This window comes from Sorangium sp. So ce1036 (genome assembly GCF_051369805.1).
In the GTDB taxonomy this organism is placed as follows: Bacteria; Myxococcota_A; Polyangia; order Polyangiales; family Polyangiaceae; genus Sorangium; species Sorangium cellulosum_F.
Window position 1 is genome coordinate 1,953,321 of record NZ_JBBMOX010000001.1, and the last position, 17,467, is coordinate 1,970,787.

Sequence of the window (17,467 nt, forward strand, 5' to 3'; positions counted from 1 at the left end):
CGCTCAGCCGTTGGCGGCCCGGGGCAGCGGCGAATCGCTCTCCGGTGGCGCGAGCGCCGGCGCGGGCCGCGCCGGCCCCAGCGCGCCCCGGAACCCCTCGATCGTCCGGCGCAGCCCCACCCGGAGCGGCACCTTCGGCGCGAACCCCAGCGTCCGCCGCGCGTGATCGATCACCGGCCGCCGCTGCCGCGGATCGTCCTGCGGCAGCGGGCGGAACACGATCCGGCTCCGGCTCCCGGTGAGGCGGAGCACCTCCTCCGCGAGCTCCAGCACCGTGAACTCCTCGGGGTTGCCCAGGTTCACGGGGCCCGCCTCGGTGGGGTGCTCCATCAGCCGGACGATCCCCTCGACGAGGTCGTCCACGTAGCAGAAGCTCCGGGTCTGGGCGCCCGAGCCGTAGACCGTGAGATCCTCGCCGCGGAGCGCCTGGACGATGAAGTTCGACACCACGCGGCCGTCGTCGAGCGCCATCCGCGGCCCGTAGGTGTTGAAGATCCGCGCGAGCCGGACCTCGACGCCGCGGCGCCGGTGGAAGTCCATGACGAGCGACTCGGCGCAGCGCTTCCCCTCGTCGTAACACGCGCGGATCCCGACCGGGTTCACCGCGCCCCGGTAGCTCTCCGGCTGGGGGTGGACCTCGGGATCGCCGTAGACCTCGCTGGTCGACGCCTGGAAGACCCTCGCCCCGCGGCCCTCGGCCAGCCGGAGCGCGTGGAACACGCCGACCACGTTGACCAGCGTGGTCCGCACCGGATCGCGCTGGTAATGGGGCGGGCTCGCCGGCGAGGCGAGGTTGTAGATCCGGTCGACCGCGAGGTCGTACGGCTGGCTCACGTCGTGCTCCACCAGCCGGAAGCGGCGGTGGCGGAGCAGATGGGCGACGTTGGCCCGGGAGCCGGTCGAGAAGTCGTCGAGCGCGACGACCTCGTGGCCCTCGCGGATCAGCCGGTCGCACAGGTGGGAGCCGACGAAGCCGGCCCCCCCGGTCACCAGGATGCGCAGCGCAGCGCTCATGTCTCTCTGACCTCCTCTCCGGGAGAGGGCGCGAGCTCCCGGGCATACCTCTCCAGCGCCTCGGCGCGGTGCGCGGCCGTGTGGCGGGCGAGCACGCGCTCGCGCGCCCGCCGCCCGATCGCGGCCCGCTCCCGCTCCGGGAGCTCGCGGAGCAGGCGGAGCGCCTCCTCCGTGGAGCGGGCGACGAGGATCTCCTTGCCGGGCTCGAAGAACTCGTCGAGCCCCGGCCACGCGTCGCTGATCACGGGCACGCCGCAGGCCGCCGCCTCGAAGAGGCGCACGCTGGGCGAGTACCCCGCCCCGATCATGTCCCTCCGCGTGACGTTGAGCGTGAAGCGCTGCGCGCCGTAGAAGCCGCGGTGCTCGCCCGGCGGGACGTGATCGGCGCGGTCCACGTTGGCCGGCCAGGCGATCTCCGCCGGGTACTGCGGCCCGGCCACGGCGAAGCGGCCCTCGGCCCAGCGGCGCGCCGGCTCGACGAGCAGGCGGTCCAGCGTGGGCTGGCGATCCTCGCTGTACGTGCCGAGGTAGCCGAGATCCCACCGCGGCGAGGCGCGCTCGGGGAAGTACTCGTCCGGGTCCACCGCGCAGTAGAGCGGGCGCGCGCGCCGCGCGCCGTGGCGGCGCTCGAGCCTGTCGAGCGTGGGGCCGCCGGTGAACGAGAGGTACAGGTCGAACCGGGGGATCAGCCACGGGGCCAGGTACTCGGCGTCGCCGCGCTCGAGCTTCCGGAGCGTCACCGGCGTGTCGATGTCGTAGAACGCGGTCCTCCCGCGCGCGGTCTCCGTCACCCAGGCGCCGACCGCGACCCCGTCGGGCACGTAGGAGCCGACGATCACCAGATCCGCGTCGCGCACCGCGCCCCCGAAGCGCGCGCGGAGGTCGTCGAGGCCGTGGTAGAGCTCCGTCCGGCCGTACGGCGGGCGCGGGAGGTCGCGGTTCTCCGCGTAGAACCAGAGATCCCGCTCCAGGAACAGCACGCGGTGACCGCGCTGCGCCAGCCGCTTGAGCAGCCCGCGGTACGTGGTCGCGTGGCCGTTGCCCCACGACGAGGTGATCGACAGGCCCAGGAAGACGAGGGAGAGGGGCTTCACGGCGCCGCCGCGGTGAGGGGTCTTTCGGGGCGGGCGAGGAGCGCCTCGACCTGCCGGGCGCGCTCCGCGTAGGTGTGCTCGGCGAGCACGCGCCGCTTCGCCGCCTGGCCGATGGCGCGGGCCCGCGCGGGCGTGAGCGCGCCGAGGAGCTCCGCGACCTCGTCGCCGCTCCGGGCGACCAGCACCTCGGTCCCGGGCTCGAGGAAGAGCTCGATCCCCTCCCAGGCGTCGGTGATGAGGCACGCGGCCGCGCCCGCGGCCTCGAAGACCCGGGTCGCCGGCGAGAAGCCGACCGAGGCCATGCTGTCGCGCGCCACGTTGAGCACCGCGCGGGCGCTCGCGTTGAGCGCGTTGTGATCCGCGGTGTAGACGTGCCCGACGCACCGGACGTTCGGGGGCAGCGCCCTGTCCTGCCAGCCGCTCCCGCCGAGCAGGAAGCGGCGCTCGGGCAGCGCGGCGGCGGGCCGGAGGAAGAACTCCTCCACGCGCCGCTCCCGGTCCGGGAGGCGGTTGGCGAGGAGCGCGAGGTCGCAGTCGAAGCGCGGATCCGGCGCGACCTCGAAGTGGGTCTCGGGGTCGAGCGCGTTGTAGATCGGCGCGCAGCGCCGGGCGCCGAGCGCCTCGTAGCCGCGCACCACCGGATCGCCACCGCCGTAGGTGAAGACCAGGTCGTAGCGGGGGATCTGCGCGCGGAACGGGTCCTTTGGGCTCGCGCGGACCCGCTCGAGCGTGGCCGGGGCGTCGACGTCCCAGAAGACGGTCGTGAGCCCGGGCCGATCGAGCGCGGCGACCTCGGCCTCGAGCAGCTCGTCGAAGACGCCGACGCCGCTGGCCTTGACGACCACGTCGGCGGTCCTCGCCGCCTGCTCGACGAGCCGCCGGGGCTCCGCGGCGTCCGTGCCGGAGTAGACCACCACGCGGGCCCACGGCGGATCGTCGATGTCGCGGTGCTTCTGCCGGTCGTAGGCGTCCGGTTCGTGGAAGGTCACCCGGTGCCCGCGCGCGGCGAGGGCGCGGATGACGCCGCGGTAGTACGTGGCGGCGCCGTTCCAGTAGGCGGAGACCAGGCTCGATCCGAAGAAGGCGATGTCGAGGGGGCGGCTCGGGCGTCGGTTCATGGGGTGGCTCGCTGGGCGGAGGTGGCGGGCGCGGGGGCGCCGGTTTCGAGGCCGGGGGCGGCGTCGGGGCCGGGGGCGGCGTCGGGGCCGGGGGCGGCGCCGAGGCCGAGATCGGCGGCGATGCGGAGGAGCTCGTCGACCCGGTGGGCGCAGGTGTGGCGCGCGAGGACGGTCTGCCGGCCCCGCTCGGCCACCTCGGCGGCGAGGGCGGGATCGGCGAGCAGGGCCCGGAGGTGCTCCTTCATCTCGCCGCCATCCCTGGCCACGAGGTAGTCGCGCCCGGGCGAGAACAGCGCCTCCGCGTCGCTCCACGGGGAGCAGACGAGCGGGATGCCGCACGCCATGGCCTCGAACGGCCGGATCGTCGGGATGCCCGGGAGCGCCTCGACATAGGGCCTCCTGGGCACGTGCACGGTCACCCGCGCCCGCGCGAACGCCTCGGGGACGTGGTGGTTGGCGAGCCAGCCCCGGTGCTCGATCCCGGCCGAGGCGAGCGCGGCGCGGGCGTGCTCGGGGTAGCGCACGCCGTGCACGCGGGCGGAGAGGCCGAGATCGCGCGCCGGGCCGATCAGGAACTCGTCGAGCTCCCGGGCCCGCTCGTCGTCGCCCCAGTTGCCGATCCAGACCAGATCGCGCTCGGGCTCCCGCGCGCGGCGCGGCCGGAACACCCGGGTATCGGCGGCCTCGTGCCAGACGAAGGCGCGGCGGGCCCAGCGCCGCGCGAGGTAGAGGTCGCGGATCACCCGGCCGAAGGCGAGGACGCCGTCATAGCGGGTCAGGTCGTAGCGGGCCATGGCCCCGGGGTCCGTCACGGACCGGTGGTGCGTGTCGTGGAAGAGCAGCCGGTACGACGCGCGGGCCCGGTGCGCTCCGACGCGGGCGACCAGCTCGGGCTCGTTCCACTCGTGGACGAGGACCAGCTCCGCGCCCTCGAGCGCCCGGTCCAGGTCGAGCGAGGCGAGGTCGTACCGGACCGGCGCGACCGCGGGGTAGACCTGCCTCACCTCGGCGAGCGGCGCCTCGCCGTGGTCGGCGACGAGGTTCTGGAGGCTCCACGCGTCCCTCGGCTCGAAGACGCGCACCTCGTGCCCGCGCCGGGCGAGCTCGGCGACGACGCCCCGGAGGAAGTGCGCGTTCCCGTGGTTCCAGTCGGAGAGCAGCGAGTGACAGAACAGGGCGATGCGCACGGTCAGGGCGCCTCCGTCGCCGGGCTCGCGGCCTGCAGGGCCGGGGAGGGGCTCGCGGCCGGGCCGCGCGCGAGGAGCTCGCCGTACAGGCGCAGGTAGCCCTGGGCCATCCGCGCGGGCGAGAAGGCGAGGGCGCGGGCCCGGGCGCGGGACGCGATCGCCTGCCGCGCGCCGGGATCGTCGATGAGCGCCTGGAGCGCGCGCCGGAGGGCCGCGGTGTCGGCGGGATCCACGTAGAGCGCGGCGTCCCCCCAGATCTCGCGCAGGCTGGGGAGGTCGCCGAGCACCAGGGAGCAGCCGGCGAGCGCCGCCTCCAGCACCGACAGGCCGAACGGCTCGTAGCGGGCGGGGTGCGCGTAGATCGCGGCGCGCGCCAGCGCGGCGGCGATCTCGGGCGGCGAGAGCACGCCGAGGCGCTCGAGCGCGGCGAGGGGCCGCGCGCCGCCGTCCGGGTGGACGTCGCTCCCGGCCACCCGGATCGGCCAGGGCAGGTGGGCGGCCACCTCGCCCAGCGCCGCGACGTTCTTGGCCTGGTCCCAGAGCCTCCCGATCGCGAGGATGAACGCCTCCTTGGTGCGCGGGGGGAACCGCTCGGGGGCGGCGGCGTTCGGGATCACCAGCGCCCGCGCGGCCCACGGGAGCGCGCCGTGATGGCGCGCGAGCGCGTCCAGCATCGCCCGGGTCGGCGCCACCACCGCGGACGCGGCGGCGAGCCCCCGGGCCACCTCGCGGCGGTACCGATCGAACCGCGGCGGCGCCTCCTCGCCGAGGACGGCGGCCCACCAGGAGAGGACGCAAGAGTGGGCCACCACGAGCCGGGGCGCGCGGAAACCGAGGGCGCCGTGCGCGTAGCCGCTCAGGTGGACCACGTCTGGGCGGAGGCGCTCCTCGAGCTCGAGCAGCCACTCGCCGGAGCGGGCCACGTCGTCCCACGGGTCGTCCATCCACTCGAGCCGGAAGGCGCTCTCGAACAGCTCGAGCCCCGGCACGCGGCCGGCGGCCTCGCGCTGCGGCGCGGAGAGCGGCGCGCCCAGGGTGGCGAGCGCCGTCCGGACCCCGCGCGCCGCGAGCGCGCGCGCGAGCTCGATCGCGTAGGAGAAGACGCCGCCTACCGTGTCGGCGGTCATCAGGACGAAGCCGGGCGCGCGCGGGGCGTCAACCATGGTCGGGTGTCGCGGCCTCCAGCTCCGCGAGGGGCAAGGGGCGGCTCTCCTGGAGGTCGCTGAAATGATCGAACTGACCGAGGTAGTGGGCGAGCGACCGCTCCCACGCCTGATCGTCGGGCTTCCCCCAGCGCATCGTGTACTCGGGCGAGCCCGGATAAGGGAACATGGGCACGGGCTCGTTGGCCCAGACGCCGTGCTCCCGGAGCCGCTCCCGGAAGGCGGCGACGTCCGCGGGATCGTCGGCCTGCGACCGGATGAGGTTCGCCTGGACGAAGGGGACGCTCCTCTTGGCGTGGATCAAGAGCTCGCCGAGCTCCGCGGTCGAGAGCCGGCACTGCTTGGCGAGCAGGCTCCTGCCCTCCCGCGTGACGCTCTCCACCCCGGCCTCGATCGAGACGCAGCCGGCCTCGCCGAGCAGGTCGAGCATCTCCCGGCTCCAGTTGTCGACGCGCATCTGGACGCCGAAGGCCACCTCCCGCGTGGCCAGCGCCTCGAGCAGCGGGCGGTCCGGGAGGAAGATCTCGTCGACGAAGTAGACGTAGCGGACGCCCTGGGCGAGCAGCCCGTCGAGCTCGTCGAGGATCACCGGCAGCGGCCGCTTCCGGTAGCGATCGCGGAAGTTGTCCTTCGCGCAGAAGGTGCAGTGGTACGGGCACCCCCGGGACGCCTCGATCTCGGCGCCGGGGCCGACCGGCGCCGCGTCGAAGCGGTGGTGGTGGTGGGCGTGGCGCGCCACCGCGGCGTCGTCCCAGCGGAGGGCCGGGAGCCGTCGCACGTCGGACGCGTGCGGGCCGCCCTGCACGCGCGGCTCCCCGCCGTCCACGGTCGCGATCGACGCGATCTCGCCCCAGCGCGCGCGCGGCAGGCTGGCCAGCGCCACCAGCACCTCCTCGCACTCGCCCATCACCACCGCGTCCACGCCGAGCTTGCGCAGCGTGGCGGCCGGGGTGGTGGAGGCGTGGGGCCCCACCGCGAACCGGAGGCCCGGCACGTCGCGGAGCGCGCGGAGCGTCTCCTGCGGGACCCGGAGCTCGGGCGGGGCGCAGCGCCAGAAGAGGTAGCTCGGCGCGGTGGTCACGACGAGCGCGTCGGGGCGGAGCGCGGCCACCTCGTCGCGGAGCGCCCCGTTGGAGAGGGCGCGGGCCTGGGCGTCGACGATCACGGCCTCGTGGCCCGCGGCCTCGAGCAGCGCCCTGGCATAGCCGTATTCGAGGGGCAGGTGGGGCTCGCGGCAGCCGAAATAGATGCTCCCGTCGAAGCTCCAGGGCGGGTTGATCAGCGCGAGCCTCACGGGAGCCCCTCCAGGCACGGCTCCTCGGCCGCGGGGGCGGCGGCCTTGCCGGTCGCCTCGAGCATCTCCCGCAGCCAGCCGTGGAGCTTGCGGACGCCCTCGCGGGCCCGGACGCGCGGCCACCAGCCCGTGACCGCGGAGAACCGGCGGCAATCCGAGACGTAGTAGCGCTGATCGCCGGGGCGCCACGCCTCGAATCCGGTCACCGGCCGCCTGCCCTCGATCTCCTCGATGAGATCGAGCAGCTCGAGGAGGCTCAGGGTGTTCTCGGGGCCTCCGCCGATGTTGAAGGCCGAGGCGGAGATCTGCCCGATGTGCTTGCGGGCGAGGAGGAAGGCGTCGACGAGATCGTCGATGAAGAGCACGTCCCGGACCTGCATCCCGTCGCCATAGAGGGTGATCGGCGCGCGCCGGAGCGCCTGGATCAGGAAGTGGGCGACCCAGCCCTGATCCTCGTTCCCGAACTGCCGAGGTCCGTAGATGCAGCTCATCCGGAACACCGCCGCCGGCAGCCCGAAGGTGCGGGCATAATCGAGGACGTACTGGTCCGCGGCGCCCTTGGAGCAGCCGTAAGGGCTGTGGAAGTCGAGGGCGCGCGCCTCGGAGATGCCGGAGGCCCGGAGCCTCGCGTCCTCGGGCTCGTAGTGCCTGCCCCTGCACTGGAGCGGGACGTCGGCGAGGCCGCCGTAGACCTTGTTGGTGGACGTGAAGACGAGCGGCGGCGGGGCGCCCTGCGCGCGGATCGCCTCCAGGACGTTGAGCGTCCCGCGGGCGTTGATCTCGAAGTCTTCCACCGGCCGGGCGAGGCTCGTGGTCACGGCCACCTGGGCGGCGAAGTGGAAGACGGAGGAGGCGCGCTGGACCGCCTCGGCGACCGCGCGGGCGTCGCGCACGTCGCCGGCGATGTGCGTCACGCGGTCGCCGTGGGCGCGCCGCAGCCAGTCCACGTTGCGCGTCACCGAGGGCCGGGAGAGGTTGTCGAGGAGGATCACCGCCTCGCCCGCCTGGAGCAGGCGGTGGGCCAGGTTCGCCCCGACGAAGCCGGCGCCGCCGGTGATCAGCGCCGGGCGGCCGTCCGCGCCGCCGGGGCCGGGGAGGTCGAGCGCTGCGCCGCTCATACCGTCAGCCCCCGGGCGTCGAGCTCGGCGCGGGCCTCGGCCACCGCGTCCCGGGCCACCTGTCCCTCGAGCCAGCCGGCGAGATCGCAGAGCCCCTCCTCGAGCGAGACCTGGGGCTCATAGCCGATCGTGCGCTGGGCCGCGCCGATGTCGGCGAAGCAGTGCCGGATGTCGCCCAGCCGGGATTTCCCGGTGATCTCGGGCTCGATCCGCTCTTTCCCCATGACCTTCCGGACGTGCTCGGCGACCTCGCGGACGCTGTACGACCGCCCGCTGCCGACGTTGAGCGCCTGGCCCACGGCGGCCTCCGCGCCGAGGACGCGGACGCAGGCGCGGGCCACGTCGGCGACGCTCACGAAGTCGCGCCGCTGCAGCCCGTCCTCGAAGATGAGGGGCGGACGGTCGTTGAGCAGCCGCGCGGCGAAGATGGCGAGGACGCCGGTATAGGGGTTGGAGAGCGCCTGGCGGCGGCCGTAGACGTTGAAGAAGCGGAGCGCGACGGTCGGGATGCCGTAAGCGCGCCCGAGGAGCAGGCACAGGCGCTCCTGGTCGACCTTGGAGAGCGCATAGACCGACTCGAGCGACGGCGTCTTGGACTCGGGGGTCGGGATCGGCGCGAGCGCCTCGCCGGCCTCGCTCCGGACCTCCCAGTCGCCGCGCTTGAGCTGCTCCAGCGGGCGGCTCGTCCCCGGGACCACCGCGCCCGTCGCCGTCCGGTAGAGCCCCTCGCCGTAGACGCTCATGCTGGAGGCGACGACCAGCCGGGCGACGGGCCGCTCGGCGAGCGCCTCCAGGAGCACGGCCGTCCCGAGGTTGTTGACCGAGGTGTACTCCTCGATCCTGTACATGCTCTGTCCGACGCCGACCATGGCCGCGAAGTGATAGACCACGTCCACGCCGCGGAGCGCCGATCTCACCGCCTCCCGATCGCGGACGTCGCCGACGATGAGCTCGACCTCCGGGCTGAGGTAGGCCGGGCGGCGGCGCTCGGGGCCGTGCACCTGGGGTGTGAGGTTGTCGAGCGCCCGGACGCGGTGCCCCTGGCGCAGGAGCTCGTCGGCCACATGAGAGCCGATGAACCCAGCGCCGCCGGTGATGAGGACGTGACTGGCCATATTCCTCTGGGTCGATTGGGTCGATGATTCGACGCGTGACGGGGCCGCCGCGGACCTGCTCGGACGAGGCGAGCTCCACGAGGCGCCGTCGCAGCGACGCCGCGCCTTTCCCCTTCTCCGCGTCGCCCTGCCCCGGTCTGCGCGTCGTGGACGATGTACAAGCGATGACCGGGACGACATCCGATTAACATGGTTCAGAAGGACCTGCAAGCGAGCTTCGTCAGGATCGTTGTCGGATCTCGCCTCGTGCCGTCTCGCGCTGTCTCCGGGCTCTGCATCAAAGTGCTCTGAACAGACCAGGGTTCCTGCGGAATTGCCTTACCGACTTCAGGGATGACCGTAGATGTCGATTGGCGTGTATCCGTGTTCCGGTATCAGGGGGCCGGAGAGCGGCGTTGTCAATCCGATTCCGGCAAGCTCAGCCACTCACCACCTCGTCCTGGCGAGCTGCGCGCATTCCGCCGACTCACATGAGTTTTCCGTGGCGATTTGTCTCGGCGAGCCCAGGCGCGTGAGGCGCCGTGAGGGGGAGGCCTGCTGAGGGTCATCCTTCACCGCAACGCTTCCGTCGCCAGGGGCACGAGGCCGACGCCCTGGACCCGCGGCGGCGCGCGGCGCGGCTCGTCTCCTGTCCTCCGGAACCTCGAGAGCGCGAGGGAGCCCGTGGAGGTCGGAAGCGCTGCGGGCGCGCTCCCGCTTGAAGCTGCGCGGCGTCGTGTATAGGACGCCGGCCGGGCGTGCTCGTCGGATCGCCGGTCCAGCGCCGCGCGACATCGTCGGCCCGCCGGGATGGCCACCATGTCCGAATGCACTCCAGGCAGACGAAGTCCCCGCATGGAGGCGCCGCGCGCCGCGGCCGCCGGGCCAGGCGCCACCGGCCGTCCGGCGCCGGCGCGCGGCGAGGGCCCGCGGGAGCGGCCGCGCAAGACCTGGTATCTCCTCCCCAACCTCATCACGCTGTCGTCCGTCTTCTGCGGCTTCGACTCCCTGCGTCGCTCGGCCTCGGCGCGCTCGGAGGACGATTTCCACCGCGCCGCCCTCCTCATCGTCCTGGCGATGCTCTTTGACACGCTCGACGGCCGCGTCGCGCGGATGACCAGGACAGAGAGCGCCTTCGGGCTTCAGCTCGACTCGCTCGCTGACCTCATCTCGTTCGGCGTGGCCCCGTCGGTCCTCGTGTACCAGTGGGCGCTCCACCGCCTCGACGGGCTCGGCGTGCTCGGCGGGTTCGTGTTCGCCGCGTGCGGCGCCATCCGGCTCGCCCGCTTCAACGTCCTCTCGGCGGGCGAGGCGGGCAGGCCCGCGGTCCCGCCGAAGTACATCGTCGGCTTCCCGGTCACCGGCGCGGCCGGCGTCCTCGTCGCGATCGTCCTGACCCACGCCGCCGCGGACGGGCAACCTGGCGGCGCCGGCGTCGCGCCGGCGGTCCTCGCGACGACGGTCCTGCTCTCGCTGCTCATGGTGTCGACGGTCCGGTTCCGCTCGTTCAAGGATCTGCGCCTCGACGCCCGCACCGCGCTGCTGGCGGCGCTCGCGCTCGGGTCGAGCGCGATCATCTCGGCCCGATGGCAGCCGGCGTTCGTCCTCGTCTGGCTGATCAGCGCCTATGTCCTGCTCGGCATCGCCGAGTCGTTCCGGCGCCCCCCGGCGAGGCCGCGCGACGCGGCCCCGCCGGCGGCGCCCCCCGCCGGCTGATCGGGGAGCGCGCCGCCCTGCGCCGCGAGGCGCCCGGGGACGCCGCGTGGCCTGCTCGACGCACGCGCCCGGTGAGCTCAGTCGCCCGGAGCGAGCGTGAGCGAGGTCAGCTCGCCGTAGATATAGGACTTCACGCCGAGGTCCGTCATGAGAATCAGCCAGATCGCCCTGTGCTCATCGAAGCGGCCCAGCTCCGGCGGCGTGGTCGGCAGGGCGGTGGACGTCATCGCGGATGGGTCGCGGAGGCCGGAGAGCTCGATGGTCAGCTCGACGAGCACGAGAGGACGACCCACGTCCATGCCCGCGACCGCGTTGTGACGGACGTCGAGACGGTAGCTGTCGGCCGAGTCGTACGGGGCGCCCGTGACCCCGTTCCAGAGGGTAAACGCCGAGCCGTAGGAGTACCACGGGTCCTCGCTGTCCACCTGAATCGGGGGGACATGGATCGACGTCACGCTCAGCGGACCGATCTGCGTCTCCATCTCGAAGGACCCGGGCGTGTTATGGAAAGCATAGAGCGATTGGTGCGAGCTCGAGAAGGATCTGTGGTCGGCGACGTTGTGCGGATTGAAGCGATAGACGCCGCGGATGGGATCGCCGACCTGGACCCCGGTCTTGAGGGGGTCCTCGCCAGTTTCAGGGCCGTTGCCTAGTTTGACGACGGCGCCGCTGAAGGCGAAGGCGACGGTGCCGGAGGTGCAGTCGCTGCTGCACCCGTCGCCGTCGTGGGTATTGCCGTCGTCGCACTGCTCTCGGGCTTCGATCACGCCGTCTCCGCAGGCGGCGCCTGGATCCGTGCCAGGTTCCAGCGCGCAGGCGCCGGAGCACCCGTCGCCGTCGTGGGTATTGCCGTCGTCGCACTGCTCTCGGGCTTCGATCACGCCGTCTCCGCAGGCGGCGCCTGGATCCGTGCCAGGTTCCAGCGCGCAGGCGCCGGAGCACCCATCGCCGTCGTGGGTATTGCCGTCGTCGCACTGCTCCATGCCGTCGATCGCGCCGTCTCCGCAGACGGCGCCGGGGGGCGGCGGGTCCTTCGGGCAGCCCGCGGAGGGGGCATCGGCGCCGGAGCACGGCCCGTCCACCGAACCATCGCCGCCGAGCGCGGCGTCGAGCGCCTCAAGGGATTCGGCGCTGCAGGCGGGCAGCAGCATCAGCAGGAGCGCCGCGGCGCCGAGGGGCGGACGGCGCGATAGAAGATGAGTGCTCATGGTTCTCCCTCTCGAAGCGAAGCAATCCGGCCTCGCTCGGGTAAGTGAGCGTGACGCCCTCGCCGTGGCTCACGAAAATCGAGGCCCCGGACGCCCCGGCGCCTCAGAGGCTCAGCTTCAGGCCGAGGCAAGGGAGGAGCGCTGGGCGCCCGGTGCGGCCCACCTCTGCGCCCGCGATGGTCACCCTCGGCTCTCGCGCGAGCAGGAGGACGTCGAGCTCCGCGAGCGCCGTGAGGTACGGCAGGATGCGGATCCCGACGCCGGCCCCCGCGGCGATCCCCGCGGTGAACCAGGCCTGGTGCTTGTCCCGGTGGGGCGAGTTCGCCTCGCCCTCGACGGTCAGGTGATAGACGCCGGCGCCGAGCGCGAGCAGCGGATAGATCCGCCGCTCGTCGCCGCCGGCGGCGTAGGCGAGGCCGATCAACGCCGCCGTCTGGCGCAGCGCCGCGCGCCCGGCGGGGGCGTCGAGGCGCTTCTCGGCGATGGCCGGCACGAGCGTCCCCCGGAGCGACAAGCCGGCCGCAAGGTCGTGCTCGATCCGGAGGTAAGGCCCCGCGACGATGCCGACGTCGCCGGCGAGCGCCGCGAGCCCTGCCTCGAGGCTCAGCCGGCGATCTCCGTCCGGCCGCGCAGGCGGCACCGTGCTCCTGGGAGCCCGTCGCGGCGGCGCGGCGGGCGGCGTCGGGGGCGCGGAGGGCGTCGGCGGCGCGGAGGGCGTCGGCGGCGCGGAGGGCGTCGGCGGCGCGGAGGGCGTCGGCGGCGCGGCCGTGGGCGGCGGCGCGGCGTCGGCGAGCCACTGCGCCACCTGCGCCGGCAGCTCCCGCCGCTGCGCGCCGCTCAGCTCGAGCAGGCTGGCGCGGAGCAGCTCGGCCGATCGCACGGCGAGATCGCTCGCCGCGTTGGTCACGCCGGGATCGCCGAGCTCCATGCGCCGGACGAGCGTCCGCTTCGTGACGCGATCGGCGACCCACGCGTCGGCGACCGGGCCGCGGTCGGTCTCCAGGAGGACGATCGTGGCGACCGGGGCCCCTGCGCCCTCGACCAGCGCGCGTCCGTCGACCCCCGGCGCGCCGTCGATCAGGCGCACGGAGAAGCCGACCGCGCGCAGCTCCGCCGCGAGCCGCACGGTCGCCTCCCCGACCACGGCCCCGACGCGCGGCGCGCGCACCAGGATCACCTCGATCCCTGCGGCGGCGCCCGTCGTTCGCGGCACGAGGAGCGCCGCGCACAGCACCAGCGCGAGCCAGCCCGCTCTCATCGACCGTCGAGGACCTCCGCTGCCCTGACGGCGAACGTCCCCTGGGGATAGCGCCTCAGGTACTCCTGCGCGATCGGCCGGGCGGCGCCGTCACCGCCGGAGGCGCGCACCACGAGCATCTTCCGGCCGAGCGCCTCGCTCGCGAGCGAGCCCTCCGGCGACTCGGCGAGGTACCGATCGTACCAGGAGAGGGCCTCTGCGGGCGAGCTCGCCTCCGAGAGCCGCCCGAGGAGGAACGCGGCCGAGCGTGCCTCGGGCGAGCCCGGGAAGCGCGAGCGCTCGGCGAGCAGCGCGCGCCGCGCGAGGTCGTTCCGCCCCGCATACCGCGCGGCGTCCGCCAGCGCGGCGAGCTCGGCGAGCGGGCTCCCGTCGATGGTGGCGTCGATGCCGCGCTCCTCCGCGTCCGCGATCACCCCGGCGAAGTCGCCGCGCGCGACGCGTTCGCGGTAGCTCCGAGGGGCCGGCGCGTCGCCCCCGGTCGCGTCCTGCGCGACGGGCGAGCGCGGCGCGGCGCCCGCCGGCGCGCGCGCGGCGGCCTTCTCCGGCGCCGGAGCCGCCGCGGCCGCACCGTCCGCGGCGCCCCCGCCGGCCGCGGGAGCCGCCCTCCTGCTGCGCTCCTCGGCGGCGCTCGCGGGCGCCGGCGAAGCGCCGCCGGTCGGCGGTGCGACCGGCGCGGCGCGTATCTCGGCGATCGTGAGCTCGCCGCGGACGACGTCCGCGACCAGCCGCTGGCCGCCGTGGAGCGCGATGCCGTCCGCCGCGAGCGGGCCGCGGACGACGACCGCGCCGCGCTGCATCGTCAGCTCGAGCCGCTCGCGCTCCCAGCGGAGGTCGAACTCCGTGCCGGTCACGGTGACGGTGAACGGCCCCGCCTCGGCGAACCACTCGGCCCCTGGCCGCGGGGTGACCTTGAACCGCGCTGCGCCGCGCTCCAGGTGGATCCGGGCCCCGCGCGCGGTGACGGCCGCGACGCGCCCGCGCGCGTCCGGACCGAAGCGGACGGTCGTCCCGTCGCTGAAGCGCGCCGTCGCCCCGCTCGCCCCGGCGTGCACGTAGCTCTCCGCGGCCGTGGCGCTGTCGATCCGGTAGTCGAGCCGCGGCGCGGGCCGGAGCACCATCATCGCCCCGGCGATCAGCAGCGGCGCGAGCGCGGCGGGGATGAGCCATGGCCGCCGCGGCTCGAGCGGCAGCCTGGGCCGCTCGATCTCGTCGATCAACCGCGCGCGACCGCGCGCGAGGGCGGGATCGGCCCGCCCCACGGCGCCGGCGCGGCGCGCCAGCGCGGTGAGCCGCCGCAGGGCGACCTCCGGCGCGGGCCTGGGGGTGGGCTCAGCCATGTCGGTCCTCCTCCGTGGCGACGAGGTAATCGGCGAGCACCGGATCCCGCTCGGCCATCGCGTGGACGCGCGCGGTGACCTTCGCCAGGTGGCGCTTGACGGTGGCCAGCGACAGCCCGCTCGCCGCGGCGGTGTCCGCGAGATCGAGCCCCTCGATGTGGCGCAGCGCGAAGAGCAGCCGGGCCTTGTCGTCGAGCGTGTCGAGCATCGCGTAGAGCCGGGCGAGCGCCTCGCGGGCGCCCTCGTCGACGCCGGCCGCGGGCGCTTCCGGGAGCACGCCGCTGTCGGTGAGCGAGAGCCAGCGCCGGAACCGCCGGCGCCGGAGGGCCGACCGCGCCACGCGCACGGCGATGCCGAGGAGGAACGGCCGCAGCGCCGCCGGATCCCGGAGCCTCTTCACCTCCCGGAAGAACTGGAGGAAGGTCTCCTGGACCTGGTCCTCGACGTCGCCGCCCGGGCCGAGCACCCGGCGGAGCAGGCCGTGCACCATGGCGCCGTAGCGATCCCACACGGCGCCGGCGGCGCCGGGCAGGTCTTCCGCGGCGGCGCGCGCGAGGCTGGCGTCGTCGAGGGCCGCGGTGGCGGGCGCGCGGACGAGCGTGAGGCGGGGCGCGGGGGCAGGATCGGGCGAGAGCACGCGTTGCGCAGGTGAGTGGTCGCGGGGCGCTCCGGGTGGCTCAGAATAACGACAGGGGTCGAGCGGCGGGGGCGGAGGCTGGATCGTTCTGCGTTTCCGCGCTCATGGGGATCACGCCGGGGCCAGTTCGGCCACCGCGGCCACCGGCCCGAGCGGCGTCGGAGGGCGCCGCGCGGATTGCTCGCCGTGGCAGCGGGGAGGGGAGCGAGGACCCGGTAGTGCGCGGGAGCCTCGGGGAGGTCGTGATGGCCGAGGTGGGCGATGGAGGGGGGCATGGAGAGGTCGCGACGTGCCCGAGTCGGCCCGGGCGGGGGGCGCGGGGACGTCGCGACGTGCCCGAGCCGGCCTTGGAGGGGGGTCAGGTCGATCCGAGACCGAGCCGGACGGCCTTGGAGGGGGGGTCGAGTCGATCCGCGACCGAGCCGGACGGCCTTGGAGGGGGCGTGGAGAGGTTGCAACGTGCCGGAGGCGGCCTTGAGGGGGGTCAGGTCGATCCGCGACCGAGCCAGACGGCCTCGGGAGCCTGGAACGCGCGATCCGCAGCCTCGGAGGCTCGCGCAGCGCGCGATCGCGAGCATCATCCCGAGGCGGTGTCGTGGCACTGGAGATGCGTCGGTCGGCCCCTCGGCCCACCGCTGGCGTCCGGCGATGGGTCGAGGCAGCAGCCAGGGTCGAGCTGGCCCGGGAGCGGGCACGGCTTCTGGCCGCGCCGTGTCACCCGGACGCTACGCGGCGCCACGCCTCCGGCTGCGCGTCTGCCGCGCCCCTCCAGGCGCCCCCGGGCCCCCCGGAAAGGCGGCGACTGCCACCGCTGTCAGACGGAGCTCCTCTATGGCGATGGATAGCGTTTGGGCCTTGCGGCGCAGAGCCGAGCCATGAGACTTCTCGTGGGGGGAGGTTACATAAGGCGACGATCTGGACAGACCTGGTCCGGCGGCTTCGTTTGACCAATCGATGGATAGTTGGCTGCTCAGAGACAACATGTACGAAGTCGATGAAAATGATGGTGTGGTGGAGCTGTCGGATCTGGCGCAAAGTTCCGTCGGGGCGCCGCTTCCGGTAGTGCTCGCGAACGAACATCAGGTCTACGTCACCTACATCGTCGAACGACAAGGCTGGGACGGAACGGCGATCCGGAGTGTGACTCCCCGAAGCGAAGACGAGACGATCGCCGTCGTTCAGTTCGTCCGCCCCAGCGCACATTTCTTTGGCCCGCCCAACGACGAAGCGTTCAGCGGGCATCCTCTGGCCAGTCGCGGACTGCAACCGTACGGCGCCTTTGAGGTCACTCGGTCGTCGTGGCTCCGAGCCCTCGATCGACGAAACCGTGTTCACCCGTGTCACTCGGCTTCCTTGTATGTGGATCTGAGACATTTTATTCTTGCGTTTCACGATTCGATCTTCGAGTGTATCGCGTGCGGCTATGAGTCTCGTTTGCTTCGAGGCAGCGTCAGCGATGTGGTTCAAGCGATGGCAGCAGAGCTCAGGTGAGGGCCGCAGCAGACAAATGCTTGCAGGCGACGGTTTCAACGCAACGCGCCCCTGAGGCGTGGCGTTGGCCCAGGGAGGAACAAGCTCGGATGGACGTCAAGATACGAGATGAAGAGCCGTCGGAGGCTGGGGCCATCGAAGCGATGACTGTCGCGGTCTTTCGCGGTGCGACACATGGCAGTCACACGGAGCACTTCATCGTCAATGCGTTGCGGGAAGCCGGCCAGCTGGTCCTTTCTCTGGTTGCCGAGGTCGATGGCGCTATCGTTGGGCATGTCGCCGTATCGCCGGTGTCGATCTCCGATGGCGCTGAGGGTTGGTATGGCCTGGGGCCGATCTCGGTGGCGCCAGACCGCCAGGGTCAAGGCATTGGTAGCCAGCTCATGAAGCGGGCTCTGGCTGAGTTGCGCAGGCTGGGCGCGGCTGGCTGTGTCGTGCTTGGAGATCCGAGCTACTATGGCCGCTTCGGCTTCAAAGCTGAGCCTACGCTCGTCCTGCCCGATGTCCCGCCGGAGTACTTCCAGGCCATCGCTCTCCGTGGTGCAGTACCCTCAGGCAGAGTGTCCTACCACCCGGCATTCAACGCTGAGGGCTGACGAGCCACCTGCCCTGACGGACGCAACGTCCGCCTGCCGAACGACCAAGCTCACCCGCCCGGTCCGCACCAGTGAGCTGTGAGCCCCCCAGATGGGCTGATCCATCGATGCCCGAACGACCCGGCGATGATCAGCTGGCGAG

Annotated in this window: 15 protein-coding genes; 3 read left to right on the plus strand and 12 right to left on the minus strand. The window is 73.5% G+C overall.

Going from position 1 to position 17,467, the window contains the following annotated elements:
* Nucleotides 1–3: 3 nt before the first annotated feature.
* From WMF31_RS07350 to WMF31_RS07385, 8 genes are read right to left on the minus strand one after another with little or no spacing between them, the layout of a single operon-like run.
* Entirely contained in the window at nucleotides 4–1,014 is a 1,011-nt protein-coding gene (locus tag WMF31_RS07350) for a UDP-glucuronic acid decarboxylase family protein (RefSeq protein WP_436601242.1), read from the minus strand.
* Nucleotides 1,011–2,108 (minus strand): CgeB family protein, encoded by a 1,098-nt coding sequence (locus tag WMF31_RS07355; RefSeq protein ID WP_436601243.1) that lies wholly within the window; start codon nucleotides 2,106–2,108, stop codon nucleotides 1,011–1,013. Before WMF31_RS07355 ends, WMF31_RS07350 begins: the two co-directional genes overlap by 4 nt.
* A complete protein-coding gene (locus WMF31_RS07360) occupies nucleotides 2,105–3,226 on the minus strand; it encodes a CgeB family protein (protein WP_436601244.1) in 1,122 nt (373 codons plus the stop codon). The genes WMF31_RS07355 and WMF31_RS07360 overlap by 4 nt, the downstream gene beginning before the upstream one ends.
* Nucleotides 3,223–4,413 (minus strand): CgeB family protein, encoded by a 1,191-nt coding sequence (locus tag WMF31_RS07365; RefSeq protein WP_436601245.1) that lies wholly within the window; start codon nucleotides 4,411–4,413, stop codon nucleotides 3,223–3,225. The genes WMF31_RS07360 and WMF31_RS07365 overlap by 4 nt, the downstream gene beginning before the upstream one ends.
* Before the next feature lie 2 nt (nucleotides 4,414–4,415).
* Entirely contained in the window at nucleotides 4,416–5,576 is a 1,161-nt protein-coding gene (locus tag WMF31_RS07370; protein WP_436601246.1) for a glycosyltransferase family 4 protein, read from the minus strand.
* The gene (locus WMF31_RS07375) at nucleotides 5,569–6,870 is read right to left on the minus strand and encodes a TIGR04295 family B12-binding domain-containing radical SAM protein (RefSeq protein WP_436601247.1); all 1,302 of its coding nucleotides are present in this window, start codon (nucleotides 6,868–6,870) and stop codon (nucleotides 5,569–5,571) included. Before WMF31_RS07375 ends, WMF31_RS07370 begins: the two co-directional genes overlap by 8 nt.
* Nucleotides 6,867–7,988: an SDR family NAD(P)-dependent oxidoreductase gene (locus WMF31_RS07380; protein WP_436601248.1), complete on the minus strand. Its 1,122-nt coding sequence runs from the start codon at nucleotides 7,986–7,988 to the stop codon at nucleotides 6,867–6,869. Before WMF31_RS07380 ends, WMF31_RS07375 begins: the two co-directional genes overlap by 4 nt.
* Complete coding sequence (locus WMF31_RS07385) at nucleotides 7,985–9,103, minus strand: NAD-dependent epimerase/dehydratase family protein (protein ID WP_436601249.1); 1,119 nt, start codon at nucleotides 9,101–9,103, stop codon at nucleotides 7,985–7,987. Before WMF31_RS07385 ends, WMF31_RS07380 begins: the two co-directional genes overlap by 4 nt.
* An 834-nt stretch (nucleotides 9,104–9,937) precedes the next feature.
* Here WMF31_RS07385 and pssA point away from each other — a divergent pair.
* A complete protein-coding gene (pssA, locus tag WMF31_RS07390; protein WP_436601250.1) occupies nucleotides 9,938–10,798 on the plus strand; it encodes a CDP-diacylglycerol--serine O-phosphatidyltransferase in 861 nt (286 codons plus the stop codon).
* A gap of 77 nt (nucleotides 10,799–10,875) precedes the next feature.
* Here the strand turns inward: pssA and WMF31_RS07395 are convergent, their stop codons facing one another.
* The 4 genes from WMF31_RS07395 to WMF31_RS07410 all read right to left on the minus strand — a co-directional run bounded on the left by WMF31_RS07395 (nucleotide 10,876) and on the right by WMF31_RS07410 (nucleotide 15,238).
* Nucleotides 10,876–12,006 carry a DUF4215 domain-containing protein gene (locus WMF31_RS07395; RefSeq protein ID WP_436601251.1) on the minus strand — a complete coding sequence of 377 codons (1,131 nt, stop codon included), beginning with the start codon at nucleotides 12,004–12,006 and terminating at the stop codon, nucleotides 10,876–10,878.
* 103 nt (nucleotides 12,007–12,109) lie between these two features.
* Nucleotides 12,110–13,264: a hypothetical protein gene (locus WMF31_RS07400; protein ID WP_436601252.1), complete on the minus strand. Its 1,155-nt coding sequence runs from the start codon at nucleotides 13,262–13,264 to the stop codon at nucleotides 12,110–12,112.
* Entirely contained in the window at nucleotides 13,261–14,601 is a 1,341-nt protein-coding gene (locus tag WMF31_RS07405) for a FecR domain-containing protein (RefSeq protein ID WP_436601253.1), read from the minus strand. The genes WMF31_RS07400 and WMF31_RS07405 overlap by 4 nt, the downstream gene beginning before the upstream one ends.
* Nucleotides 14,594–15,238: an RNA polymerase sigma factor gene (locus tag WMF31_RS07410; protein ID WP_436601254.1), complete on the minus strand. Its 645-nt coding sequence runs from the start codon at nucleotides 15,236–15,238 to the stop codon at nucleotides 14,594–14,596. The genes WMF31_RS07405 and WMF31_RS07410 overlap by 8 nt, the downstream gene beginning before the upstream one ends.
* A gap of 981 nt (nucleotides 15,239–16,219) precedes the next feature.
* On the opposite strand from WMF31_RS07410, the gene WMF31_RS07415 reads away from it, so the two are divergent.
* Both WMF31_RS07415 and WMF31_RS07420 read left to right on the plus strand, forming a co-directional pair.
* On the plus strand, nucleotides 16,220–16,729 hold the full coding sequence (locus WMF31_RS07415; RefSeq protein ID WP_436601255.1) for a hypothetical protein: 510 nt from the start codon (nucleotides 16,220–16,222) through the stop codon (nucleotides 16,727–16,729).
* A gap of 89 nt (nucleotides 16,730–16,818) precedes the next feature.
* A complete protein-coding gene (locus tag WMF31_RS07420; protein WP_436601256.1) occupies nucleotides 16,819–17,325 on the plus strand; it encodes a GNAT family N-acetyltransferase in 507 nt (168 codons plus the stop codon).
* Nucleotides 17,326–17,467 lie beyond the last annotated feature (142 nt).